We start from the raw sequence: 12,387 nt of genomic DNA on the forward strand, positions 1-12,387 counted from the left end.
TCTAGGCGGTCGCTACCCAGCCCCACGACCACGGCCCGGGTGCGCGCAGCAACGCTGCGACGCGCTCGGGCCGTTCCTCGTTCGGCACCGCGGCGGCGGCGGTGCGGGCGGCGGTGACCTCGTCGGCGCCGAACCGGCGGGTGAACCGCTCGAACAGTGGTCGTAGGTGCAGGGCCGGCGGGTCCTGCCGGGCACCCATCACCTCGGCGAAGGCGAGCAGGTCGAGGCCGATCCGTGGATCGACCGCGGCCGTGTCCTCCACCCAGACCGCCAGTCCGATGACGGATGCCCCGAGCACCGGGCGGTCGACGTAGGGAATCGGCGAGCGCAAGCTCGCGAGCGCGCGTGAGCGCAGCCGCCGTGCCAGGAGCCGGCGTTCTTCCAGGGTGCCCGTGCCGTCGATGACGAGCGCCGAGAGCACCGACGACAGCATGATGCGGAACCACGGCGACGAGCGGGTCCGCGGAGGGTCGAAGGACGCCAGAGCCTGCAGGTGCTGCTCGCGCGCCTCCTCGAGGCGGCCGCGGGCGCGGAGCACCTCGGCGCGGCCCGCTAGCCCGATCGACGCGACGTCGATCCCGTCGGCCTGACCCGGCGACTCGATCAGCCGCTCGAAGAGCTCGAGGGCTTCGTCGTAGGCGCCCACGGCGATGTCGTTGGTGGCGATGGTCCACTCGATCTGCCGGATGTCTTCGGTGGCGCCGAGCTTCGCCAGCCCGATCCGCGCCTTCCGGGCCCAACGCAGAGCCTCCTCGGGTTCGGCGCTCTGGCTGTGCAGTGCTCCGAGCATCTGACCGGCCATGGCGCCGCCCCAGGTGTCGCCGAGGCTGTCTGCGATCCGCGCCGCGCCACGAGCGAGGGCCACGGCGTCGTCACGACGGCCTTCGTTCTCGGCGGCGACGCTCCCGATGATCGAGCCCAGCATGGCGGTGCCCTGGTCGTCGGAGGCTATGGCGGCCTCGACCTGTTCGATCGTGCGGCTCTCGTGGCCCGCGTTCAGCACCAGGGCGGCCATGGCGCCCAATCGCGAACCGGAGACGTCGCGGCTCGAGACGATCTTCCGCAGCCGCGACCTCGGGCGCACCGCGAAGCGCATGTCGGTGAGGATCGTCGTCATCGAGATGATGACGAGCACGGCCACGATCAGGTCGACGCTCTCGGGACCGGGTTCGTAGTCCCGGATGCTCTCGAAAACCGGCTTGCCGAAGGCGAACACCTCGCTGTGCGCGCTCCGCAGCGACCAGTAGTAGCCGAGCAGCGCGAACACCGAGACCACGATGTCGGCCCGCTCGGCGTCGATGGCCCGGCGCAGCACGTCGACGAGGTTGTCTTCCTCCACGGCGATGGCTGTGAACGTGGCGACCTGTTCGACGCCGTCGGTGCGGGGGTGCAGGTGCCGCGCGAACCGGTCGGCCCAGTCGAAGACGGCATCGCGCACCTCGTCGCGGGTGCCGGCGCGGTCGAGCTGCAGCTGGCCGAACTCCCGCACGGTCTCGAGCATCCGATAGCGCACGCCCGAGTCGGTCTCGCGCATCATTACGAGCGACTGGGCCACCAGGCCGTCGAGGAGGTCGGGCACGTCGTCGACGGCGCAGCCGACCACGGCCTCGGCGGCCTCTGCGCCGAAGCCGTCGGCGAACTCGGAGAGGCGTGAGAGCGCCCGCTGCTCGGCCGTGTCCAGGAGGTTCCAGCTCCACTCGATCACCGCCAGCAGCGTGCGGTGCCGCTCGGGCGCGGAACGATCGCCGCCGGCCAGCAGGGCGAATCGGTTCGAGAGGCGACGCTCGATCTCGTCGATCGACATGGAGCGGATGCGCGCAGCCGCGAGTTCGATGGCCAGCGGCAGGCCGTCGAGCCGGTCGCACAAACGCGCCACGGTGTCGAGGGGGAGCGACGCGTCGGGGCGGGCGGCGGTGGCGCGGTCGACGAACAGGCGCACCGCGGCATCCTCCGGGCTTGGCGATCCGCCGCCGGCAGTCGCCCGGCCGAGCGGAGCGAGAGCGAAGACCCGCTCGGCCGAGATGGCGAGCGGCGTTCGGCTGGTGGTGAGGACGGTGAGGCCACCCAGTTCGGCGGTGAGGGAGGCGCTCCACTCGGCTGCGGCATCGATCACGTGCTCGCAGTTGTCGAGCACGAGCAGGGTCGGCGCGTCGCCCAGCCGCGCGACGATGCGGCCGCGGAGGTCGTCGCGCACCATCCGATCGCCGATCCGTTTGCTCGAAGCGACCTCACGGATGCCGAGAGCAGAGGCGATCGCGAACACCACGTCGTCGGCGTTGCGCACGCTCGCGAGCTCGACCACGATCACGGCGTCATACCTCGTCAATGCCCGGGACGCGATCTCGTGCACCACCCGTGTCTTGCCCAGGCCGCCCGGTCCGAGAACGGTGGTGACGCGCGAAGTGGCGAGCAGCCCCTCGATCTCCCGCAGCGCGTCGTCCCGGCCGATCAAGGCGTTCGGGGCCGCACGGATCCCCCGGGCGACCGCCGCACGGCGGGGCGCTGCGGGGGAGGAGGGCTCGTCGACCGGTCGTCGCGCTGCGGATGCAGCCGGAGTCTCGTTCGGTGCCTCCCCGCTCGTCGGCGCGGCGGATGCCGCAGCAACCGTGTCTGGCTCCGTGATGTCAGGCACGGGATGTTCGGCGGTGGCGGTGGCGTTGACCGGATGCCTCGGACTCGCGCCGTCGCGCGCCAGCAGATCGAGGTTGAGCGCCTGCAGCTCGAGCGCGGGGCTGGTGCCGAAGGCGTCCTGAACCCGCTCGCGGAAGGTGGCGTAGACGCCGACCGCCTCGGTGGAGCGGCCTTGGGCGTCGAGGGCGCGCATCAGCAGGAGGTGCGCATTGTCGTCATAGGGTGATCGCTGGCAGAGGCGCCGGGCCAGCTCTTCGGCGTCGAGGGCCTGCCCGACCGCGAGAGCGGCGGTGGCGAGCACGCTCTCCAGCCCGTCGAGAACGTGACCCGACCGCTCGGCGAGTGCTGAAGAGAGTTCGTCGGTGTCGAGGTCGGCACCGGGATCTCCGCGCCAGAGCGAGATGGCCGAGCGCGCCACGGCCGCGGCTTCTGCCGGGCGGTGCTCGCCGACGTGCGACCGCGCGGCGAGGAGGAGGTTCTCGGCGAGGGTGAGGTCGAGCTCGTCGGCGGTGGCGGCGAGCCGGTAGCCGGAGGGGAGCGATTCGATCAGGTCGTCGCCGAGCGCCGCCCGGATGCGTGAGATCTGCGTCTGCAGAGCTGCCCGTGATCCGCGGGGCGGCTCGTGCTGCCAGACGTCGTCGATGAGTCGATCCGCGGAGACCGGATGCGGCGCAGCGAGGGCGAGCGCGGCGAGCAGGGCCTTGGCGCGATGGCCGGCGGGTTCGACGAACGCCCCGGATGCCGTTCGCACCGCGACCGCGCCGAGTACCGCCACCCGCACGGGTGCCAACCCTTCGGCAGCAGAACGCTCACTCACCCCGGCAAGCCTAGTTCCTGCGCTCCCCGCCCGACCCCCGAGCGCCACGACTCCCGCCCTCTCCCGTCTGCCCCGCCGAAATATCCCTCCCGCTCGACCAGGTGGGACCGAGAATGCAACGCAACAGGCCGTTGTCGACGACCCAGGGTGAGCGCGCGGCCGCGCCAGCGACCGCACGCGAACATGTCGCGCGGCGCCGGGCAAGGACCGGCGACGCCCGAGGACGCCGCGCGAAGCACGGCGCCCTCGGCGACCAACGCACCCGCGCAAAGCACGGCGCCTCCGGGACAGCTGACGCAGCTACCGGATCGTCTTGCGCGCCGAGATCTGCCCCGTGTCGAACCCGAGCAGGTGCAGACCGCCATGGAAGCGGGCGTGCTCGATCTTGATGCAGCGGTCCATCACGACCGTCAGGCCCTTCGACTCACCGTATTCGGCCGCCTCCTGGTTCCAGATGCCGAGCTGCACCCACACCGTGGGCGCACCGATGGCGACGACGTCGTCGATCACCGCGGGGATGTCGCTGGCGCGGCGGAACACGTCGACGATGTCGGGCACCTCCGGCAGCGAAGCCAGGTCGGGGTAGGCCTTCTGGCCGAGGATCTCGTCGGCATTCGGGTTCACGAAGTAGACACGGAAGTCGCTCGACTGCTGCAGGTAGGTGCCCACGAAATAGCTCGATCGGGCCGGGTTGGGCGAGGCTCCGACGATCGCGACCGACTTCGCGTTGCGCAGGATGCGCAGTCGTTCCTTCGCCGACGGACCCACCCAGGTGCGCTGCGATTTGAGCAGCTTCGCCAGCGGCGAGTCGGCGGGCAGCTCGCAGGTGAGGCCGTTGGTCAGCTGGGTTGCGACGAGTTCGGTGGTGGACATGGTTCCTCCGCGCCGGTCAGGCGGCGGTCGCCGTTGCGAGCGCCTGGTCGAGATCGTAGATGATGTCGTCGGGATCTTCGATTCCGACGCTGATGCGCACGAGCCCGGGCAGCACCCCGCCGTCGATGAGCTGCTGCTCGGTGAGCTGCGCATGGGTGGTGGATGCCGGGTGGATGACCAGGGTCTTCGCGTCGCCGATGTTGGCCAGGTGGCTCGCGAGGTCGACGGACTCGATGAACGTGCGGCCTGCATCCCGCCCGCCCTTCACACCGAAGCTGAAGACGGAACCGGCGCCGAGCGGCAGATACTTGGCAGCACGCTCGTGGTGCGGATGCGCCGGAAGGCCGGCCCAGTTCACGTACTCCACGCGCGGATCGGCATCCAGCCATTCTGCGACGATCTTCGCGTTGTCGACGTGGGCCTGCATCCGGAACGGCAACGTCTCGACGCCCTGCGCGAGCAGGAACGCCGAGTGCGGTGCGAGCACCGGGCCGATGTCGCGCAGCTGCTCCGCCCGGAGTCGCGTGAGGAAGGCGTATTCGCCGAAGTTGCCTGACCACTGCAACCCGCCATAGCTCGGCACCGGCTGGCCGAAGGCCGGGAATCGGTCGCTGTGCCACTCGAACCGACCCGATTCGACCACCACTCCGCCAAGCGTCGTGCCGTGCCCGCCGAGGAACTTCGTGGCCGAGTGGATGACCACATCGGCGCCCCATTCGATCGGCCGGTTGAGGTAGGGCGTGGCGATGGTGGAGTCGATGATGAGGGGAACACCGGCGGCGTGTGCGACCGCCGCGAGACCTTCGATGTCGGCGATCTCGCCCGACGGGTTCGCGATGGTCTCGGCGAAGACGAGCTTGGTGCGGTCGGTGATCGCGGCGGCGTAGTCGGCCGGGTCGGAGGAGTTCACGAAGGTGGTCTCGACACCGAAGCGGCGGAGCGTGACGTCGAGTTGCGTGATCGACCCGCCGTAGAGGTTCGCGCTCGCGACGATGTGGTCGCCGGCTCCCGCGAGCGAGGCGAAGGTGATGAACTGGGCGGACAGACCGCTGCCGGTGGCCACTGCGCCGAGACCGCCTTCAAGGCTCGCGATGCGTTCTTCGAAGGAGGCGACTGTGGGGTTCGCGAGGCGGCTGTAGATGTTGCCGTACTTCTGCAGAGCGAAGCGGGCTGCGGCATCCGCCGTGTCGTCGAACACGAAGGCGCTCGACTGGTAGATGGGCAGGGCGCGTGCACCGGTCACTGCGTCGGGGATGTTGCCCGCGTGGATTGCCCGGGTGCGGAAGCCGTATTCGCGATCTGCCATGCATTCACCGTACTAGCCCCCGATGGCAGGTTACTGCGCTCCTGACTCGGGCCGTAATACGTTCTCATGCCTCCCCGATTGTGGAGGAGAGGTAGGCGTCACCGGGTGTGCCCAGGGGGTGATCAGGGCGCCGTGCGAGAGTGGAAGCAAGGCCGCCGAGCGGCTTCCGGACGAGGGCGCAGTACCCGGAGAGCGACAAGACTGACCACGAGGAGTGGACTGTCATGTCATGGATCGTGCTGATCGCATCTGGTGTTCTCGAGGCCGTCTGGGCAACTGCTCTCGGCAAGTCGGAGGGTTTCACGAAACTCTGGCCGAGCGTGATCTTCGCGGGCGGGCTGCTCGCCAGCATGGCCGGGCTCGCCTTCGCATTGCGGAGCATTCCGGTCGGCACCGGATACGCGGTCTGGGTGGGCATCGGTGCGGCGCTCACGGTCGGCTACGGCATGGCGTTCGGCGGCGAGGCCGTCTCGGTCGTCAAGGTGCTGCTCGTGCTCGGCATCGTGGCCTGCGTGGTGGGCCTCAAGCTCTTGCACTGAGGAGGCCCACCACGCGACGGCTTGGAGCGTCAGGCTCGGCGGCGACGTTCCGTCACAAGACCGGCGACACCGGCAGCGGTGAGCACGAGTGCCAGGGCGCCTGGGAGCATGACCTCGGCGCCGGTGCTCGCGAGCGAGCCGGAAGCGCTGCCACCGCGCCCGCCCGCGGCTGAACCGGACCCCGAGCCAGGAGTCGGGATGGCGGTGGGGGTCGGCGTCGTGACCGCCGTCACCGTCAGAGTCGCCTCTTGCGCGCTCGAAGACCCGAACATGTTGGTCGCCACCACGCCGAAACGATACGTGCCCGCGGTGTTCGCAGGCCCGCTGATGACGCCGGTCGCCCGATCGATCGACACTCCCGGAGGCACCGCGCCCGTGAGGGAGAAGGTGAGCGGCTCGTAGCCGGTCGCTTTGACGGTAGCGCTGAACGCGCCACCCGCCGCAGCGTTCCCGTTCACGGGAGCGGACGTGATCGACGCTGCCAAGGAGATCTTTGACACGATCGGGTTGCTGAGTCCTACGGCATAAACGGTGTCGGTCGATGTGACGGCCAATGGCCCGTAGTCAGCGCCAGGGGTCAGCGTCGCGATGGAGGGGACGAGAGCGCCTCCGGGCGGCACGAGCCCGATCGACTTGGTCGGACGCAGGGTCACGAAGAGATTGTCGTGGCCGTCGATCGCGATCCGCCCGGCCAGACCCGGGAGCGCAATGGCGCGCACGAGGGTGCCGGTGGCGTCGAACTCCTCGATCTGGTTGATGCCCGACTCGAGCGCGAACACATGCCCCGTCGAGCTGACCATCACGTTGACGGGCGTGACGGCGGGGGCGAGCGTCGCGAACACCGCTGTGACGGTTCCACTCGCCGTCACCTTCGAGACCGTGCCGTTCTGATTGAGCGTGTAGAGATCGCCGGCCTTGCTGACCACCACGTCGAACGGCTTCGATCCGGATGCGAGAGTTGCGAAGGGCGTGACCGCGCCTGACGAGTCGATAGCGGAAATCGAGCTGGTGCCCGCATTCGCTGTGTACAGCGTTCCGTTGTCTGCCATCACCAGGCCGAATGGACTGGACAGCCCGGGCAGTGACGCGTAGGTGAGATTCACCGTTCCGTCGGGCATCACCCGGGAGATCGTGCTGTTGCCCGCGTTGGCCGTGTAGAGCGTGCCGTCTGTCGTGGAGACGATCTTGCTCGTTGCGAGGGGCAGCGGCAACGTCGCCCACGCGGCGGTGAGCGTGCCGTCGGATCCCACCTTGGAGATCGTGCGGGTGGTGGCGTTCAACGTGTACACGTTCGCGGCGCCGTCGACCACCAGAGTCGTCGTGAGCGAACCGGTCGGCAGAGTCGCCAGCACATTGGTGACCACTGGAGCTCCCGTGGCGGCTGCAGCGACACCTCCTACGGCCAACGCTGCGGCAAGTGGAAGGACGGCAAGTCGTGAAAGTCGCATGGAACCCCATTCGGAAAGTGGCGAATATACCTCATCTTCCCATATTCCGAGCAAAACTCACAATGGATCAGGCGAGAATCCACACCCCGAACAGCGACAGCGCCGCGATCAACACCCACGACGCGAGACCGACGATGAGCGCTCGCCATCCCGTGCGGGCGAGCGCCCTGAACCGGATGTTCGATCCGAGCGCGAACAGGGCCATCGCCAGCAGGACCGTCTGGCCGATGTCGGCGGCAGTGAGGACACCACTCGTCGCAGCGTCGCCGAGCAACGGCAGCACGAATGTGCGCACCAGGACCGCCGCGATGAAGCCGGCGATGAACAGCGGCACGATCGGCGGCCGCTTCGCCGCCGGACGCTCGACGTAATCGGGGTGACCGGCGCCGAGGGCCGCGTTGCGCGCATCCGCTCGCCGTTCGACGAGCCCGACGATCGCGATCATCGGCGCGAGGGTCAAGACGCGCGTCAGCTTCACCACGACGGCCGACGCGAGTGCCACGGGCCCGGCGATCTGCGCCGTGGCCACCACCTGCCCGACGTCGTGCACGCTCAGTCCGACCCAGACGCCGAAGTCCTCCGCCGACAGGCCGAGCGGGATGCGCAGCACGGGCAGCACGAAGATCGCCAGGGTTCCGCAGAGGGTCACCAGCGCGATCGGGGTGGCCGTGTCCTCATCCTTCGACCGGGTCACCGCGCTCATCGCGCCGACCGCGGAGGCGCCACAGACGGAGAAACCGGCCGCGATCAGGATGGGCTGGGTTCCGGGCAGGCGCAGCAGCTTGCCGAAGAGAAGGGTGGCGCCGAAGGTGATCGACACGATCAGCACGATCACGACGATCGCCTCCCAGCCGAGGCCGGCGATGTCGACCAGGCTGAGCTTCAGCCCGAGCAGCACGATGCCGATGCGCAGCAGCCGCCGCGCCGCGATGCCGAGCCCGGGTTTCAGCACGCCGTCGAGCACGCGCTGCGCCGCCGGGATCTGGCCGGCGATCATGCCGAGTCCCACCGCTGCGGTGAGCATCGGCACTGCGGGGATCGCGAGGTGGATGCCGAACGCCACGACGGTCGCCGCCGCGGCGACCGCGAGGCCGGTAAGCCACGGTGCGCGCCGGCGGACGGGCTCGGCAGCAGTGCCGCCGGGGCCGGTCACCGCCACGTCGGCAGCCAGTAGTGCAGGCTCAGGAACCAGGCCGGCACGGGCATCCCGACCCAGACCGGGTAGAAGAACGCCGACACCACCACGCACAACCCCAGGAACACGCCGACCACGGTGAGATTGCGCGTGCGCATCCACCGCGGATCTCCACGTGACCCGAGTGCCAACCCGATCACGAACGTCAACCCGAGGATCATGTAGGGCTCGAACGCGATCGTGTAGAACTGGAAGATCGTGCGGTTCACGTAGAGCAGCCACGGCAGGTAGCCGGCCACCATGCCCATGAGCACGAGGCCCACCTGCCACTCCCGCTTACGCACCAGGCGGTAGACCAGGTAGAAGAGGGCGGCCGTCGCGCACCACCAGATGATCGGGTTCGCGATCGAGGTGATGTTCTCGTAGCAGGTCTGCCCGCCGCACTGACTCGGGTCGACCGATTGCACGTACATCTGGGTCGGCCGCACCAGGAAGAGCCAGCTGAACGGATTCGCCTGGTAGGGATGTGGCGAGTGCTCGTTGACGTGGTAGTTGTACACCGCCGCCTCGAGGTGCCAGAAGTTCTGCAGCGACAGCGGCACCCAGGAGAGCGCACCCGTCCACTCCCCGTTCGAGGTCTGCGCCCACGTGCGGTACATGCCGCCGGATGTCGCGAACCAGCCGATCCAGGTGATGAAGTACGACACGGCGGCCACCGGAACGAGCAGCAGGAAGGTCGCCGGCCCCTGCTTCAGCACGGCCGAGCTGAACCAGAACGGGATGCCGAGCCGCCGCCGGGCCAGCGCGTCGACCACGATGAGGTAGACGCCGAATGCGGCCAGGAAGTAGAAGGCCGACCACTTCACCCCCGAGCCGAAGCCGAAAGCGAGCGCGGCGGCGAGAAGCCACGGCCGCCACCAGATGACCGGCCCCCAGCTGGGAACGGAACGCCGGCCGTCGGCATCGGGCGGGCCGCTCCGCGCCGCGACCGCGGCCGCGAGCCGGCTTTCGTGCCAGTGGCGGTCCATCAGCACGGCCCCGAAACCGAGTAGGCAGAACAGTGCGACGATTCCGTCGAGGATGCCGACGCGACTCATCACGATGGCGTGCCCGTCGATGGCCAGCAGGAAGCCGGCGATGGTGCCGAGCAAGGTCGACTTGAACAGCTTCGTGGCGATGAGGGTGGTGAGCAGCACCAGCAGGATGCCGCAGACCGCCACGGAGATGCGCCACCCGAAGGAGCTGTCGGCGCCGAACACCGCGAGCCCCAGGGCGATGATCCACTTGCCGAGCGGGGGATGCACGGCGAACGACGGATCGGTGCGGAAGATGTTCGTGTCACCCGCCGCGAACTGCTGGTCGGGGTTCGCCGGCCAGGAGGCCTCGTAGCCGAGGTTCCAGGTGGTCCAGGCATCCTTCACGTAGAAGGTCTCGTCGAAGACGATGGCGTGCGGATGCGCGAGGTTCACCAAGCGCAGGACGGCGGCCAGGAGCGTGACGGCGATCGGACCGCCCCACCGCCAGAGCCGCTGACGGGCGGGCGTGCCCATCGCGCGGAGCCACCAGTCGTCGAGGCGCGACCCGACCGGCTCGGCGACGGGAGCGTACTCCTGGGCAGAGATCTCGTCGGCTCCGCCGGGCACGCGCCCCGGCTCGGGCGGGGTCGTCACCTCTGTGCTCACCGGGCCATGCTAACGGGTGCGTCTGGTCGCGATCGGCTGCGCGGCGGCAGTGCGAGACTGTGGGCATGCTCATTCTCGCGGCGACGCCCATCGGGAACCTCAAGGATGCGTCGCTGCGGCTGATCGAACTGCTCTCCGAGGCCACTGTGGTGGCGGCCGAAGACACCCGGGTGACGGCCAAACTCCTGCGCGGACTCGGCATCGAGAACCGGCCCCGACTCATCCCTCTGCACGAGCACAACGAGCGGGAGAAGTCCGCGTCTCTCGTGGAGCTGGCACGCGAGACGGATCTGGTGCTGCTCTCTGATGCGGGCATGCCGACGGTGTCCGACCCGGGATACCAGCTGGTGGTCGCGGCGGTGGAGGCCGGTGTCGACGTGACCGTGATCCCAGGCCCGTCGGCCGTGGTGACCGCGCTCGCGCTGTCGGGGCTGCCGACCGACCGCTTCACCTTCGAGGGCTTCTTGCCGCGCAAACAGGGCGAGCGGTTGCAGACCTTCCGGATGCTCGAGCGCGAGCCGCGCACGATGGTGTTCTTCGAGTCGCCGAACCGGCTGGCCGACGCGCTGACCGACCTCGCGACGGTGCTGGGCGCTGAGCGGCGGGTGGTGGTGGTGCGCGAACTGACGAAGATGTTCGAGGAGGCGCGACGCGGCACGGCGGCAGAACTCGCCGAATGGGCGGCCGGGGGAGTGAAAGGTGAGATCTGCATCGTCGTGGCGGGCGCCGAGGCCCTGGTCGCCGACCTCCCCTCGGGAATCGCGCAGGTGCTCGAGCTCGTCTCCGACGGCTACCGCCTGAAGGATGCCGCCGCGAGCATCGCCGAGGCCACCGGCCTCGGCAAGCGCGATCTCTACGAGGGCGCCCTCGCGGCCCGCCGCCCGTCCTGATCCCCGGTGCGCTCGCCGCAGAGACCGAGCGGGCATACGGTGGCGTGCGACGGCGTTGCAGCTGGTGGGCGGCAGGAGGAGGACCCGATGACGAGAGCGGTTCGATTCGATCGCTACGGCAGCACCGAGGTGCTGCGCGTGGTCGAGGTGGCACGGCCGGAACCCGGGCCGGGCGAGGTGCGCGTGGAAGTGGTGGCCGCCTCCATCAACCCGGGTGAGGCGGCGATCCGTCGCGGACTCTTCGATGCGGTGTTCCCCGCCACCTTCCCCTCCGGCCAGGGCAGCGACTTCGCCGGCCGGGTGACGGCGCGCGGCGCCGGCGTGCAGGGCATCGGCCTGGGCCAAGAGGTCATCGGGTTCAGCGACGACCGCTCGTCTCAGGCGACCGAGGTGGTGGTGGCGGCCGCGAACGTCGTGCCGAAGCCGGCCACCGTCACCTGGGAAGAGGCCGCGACACTCTACGTCGCCGGCACCAGCGCCTTCGCGGCGGTTCGTGCCGTGGGCGCTGACCTGGGCGACGTCGTGGTGGTGGCGGGGGCCTCCGGGGGCGTGGGGATCTTCGCTGCTCAGCTCGCGCGTCACGCGGGCGCCACGGTCGTCGGCACGGCCCGGGAAGAAGAACACGACTTCTTGCGCAGCCTCGAGATCATTCCGGTGAGCTACGGCGACGGGGTGGCCGAGCGCATCCGCGCCGCCGTTCCCGAAGGCGTCGACGCCTTCATCGACACCCACGGCAGCGGGAACGTCGCGCTCGCCATCGAGCTCGGCGTCAGCCCGGACCGCATCGACACCATCGCCGACTTCGCCGCGGCGAAGCAGTACGGCGTGAAGTCCGAGGGCAACGCGGCCGGCGGCGGAGCGCAGACGTTGAGCGAGCTGGCGGCCCTCATCGTGGAAGGCGAGCTGCGCATCCCGATCGACACCATCTATCCGTTCGAGCGCGTCGCCGAGGCCTACGGCCACCTCGAGAAGCAGCACGTGCGCGGCAAGATCGTGCTGCGGATGGAGTGACTTCGCCCATCCCTTCCTCCACTTGTCACACGAACACCCCGGCCGTTCGCGGCCT

At 69.5% G+C, this 12,387-nt stretch carries 9 protein-coding genes and 1 riboswitch; of the genes, 3 read left to right on the plus strand and 6 right to left on the minus strand.

Annotated features, from left to right (window positions below):
- Nucleotide 1 precedes the first annotated feature (1 nt).
- The 3 genes from BLW00_RS13880 to BLW00_RS13890 form a co-directional block, all read right to left on the minus strand.
- Nucleotides 2–3,448, minus strand: a complete 3,447-nt coding sequence (locus tag BLW00_RS13880; protein ID WP_175494280.1) for an AfsR/SARP family transcriptional regulator — start codon at nucleotides 3,446–3,448, stop codon at nucleotides 2–4.
- Between the two features lie 300 nt (nucleotides 3,449–3,748).
- Entirely contained in the window at nucleotides 3,749–4,321 is a 573-nt protein-coding gene (locus BLW00_RS13885; RefSeq protein WP_092555158.1) for a CoA-binding protein, read from the minus strand.
- A 16-nt stretch (nucleotides 4,322–4,337) separates the two neighbouring features.
- Nucleotides 4,338–5,627: an O-acetylhomoserine aminocarboxypropyltransferase/cysteine synthase family protein gene (locus tag BLW00_RS13890; protein ID WP_092555160.1), complete on the minus strand. Its 1,290-nt coding sequence runs from the start codon at nucleotides 5,625–5,627 to the stop codon at nucleotides 4,338–4,340.
- 146 nt (nucleotides 5,628–5,773) lie between these two features.
- Nucleotides 5,774–5,836: riboswitch (guanidine-III (ykkC-III) riboswitch) on the plus strand.
- 15 nt (nucleotides 5,837–5,851) lie between these two features.
- On the opposite strand from BLW00_RS13890, the gene BLW00_RS13895 reads away from it, so the two are divergent.
- Entirely contained in the window at nucleotides 5,852–6,166 is a 315-nt protein-coding gene (locus tag BLW00_RS13895) for a DMT family transporter (protein ID WP_092555162.1), read from the plus strand.
- 29 nt (nucleotides 6,167–6,195) lie between these two features.
- Here BLW00_RS13895 and BLW00_RS13900 read toward each other — a convergent pair whose 3' ends face one another.
- From BLW00_RS13900 to BLW00_RS13910, 3 genes are all read right to left on the minus strand, one after another.
- Nucleotides 6,196–7,530, minus strand: coding sequence for a Vgb family protein (locus tag BLW00_RS13900; RefSeq protein WP_092555164.1), 1,335 nt, complete (start codon nucleotides 7,528–7,530; stop codon nucleotides 6,196–6,198).
- A gap of 151 nt (nucleotides 7,531–7,681) precedes the next feature.
- Nucleotides 7,682–8,773 (minus strand): YeiH family protein, encoded by a 1,092-nt coding sequence (locus tag BLW00_RS13905; RefSeq protein ID WP_407650971.1) that lies wholly within the window; start codon nucleotides 8,771–8,773, stop codon nucleotides 7,682–7,684.
- Nucleotides 8,764–10,431, minus strand: coding sequence for a dolichyl-phosphate-mannose--protein mannosyltransferase (locus tag BLW00_RS13910; RefSeq protein WP_245741591.1), 1,668 nt, complete (start codon nucleotides 10,429–10,431; stop codon nucleotides 8,764–8,766). Before BLW00_RS13910 ends, BLW00_RS13905 begins: the two co-directional genes overlap by 10 nt.
- 65 nt (nucleotides 10,432–10,496) lie before the next feature.
- On the opposite strand from BLW00_RS13910, the gene rsmI reads away from it, so the two are divergent.
- Nucleotides 10,497–11,321, plus strand: coding sequence for a 16S rRNA (cytidine(1402)-2'-O)-methyltransferase (rsmI, locus tag BLW00_RS13915; protein ID WP_092555166.1), 825 nt, complete (start codon nucleotides 10,497–10,499; stop codon nucleotides 11,319–11,321).
- Between the two features lie 87 nt (nucleotides 11,322–11,408).
- The gene (locus BLW00_RS13920) at nucleotides 11,409–12,332 is read left to right on the plus strand and encodes an NADP-dependent oxidoreductase (protein ID WP_092555168.1); all 924 of its coding nucleotides are present in this window, start codon (nucleotides 11,409–11,411) and stop codon (nucleotides 12,330–12,332) included.
- The last annotated feature ends 55 nt before the right edge of the window (nucleotides 12,333–12,387 follow it).

The sequence above is a fragment of the Herbiconiux ginsengi genome (assembly GCF_900107435.1).
Taxonomy (GTDB): domain Bacteria; phylum Actinomycetota; class Actinomycetes; order Actinomycetales; family Microbacteriaceae; genus Herbiconiux; species Herbiconiux ginsengi.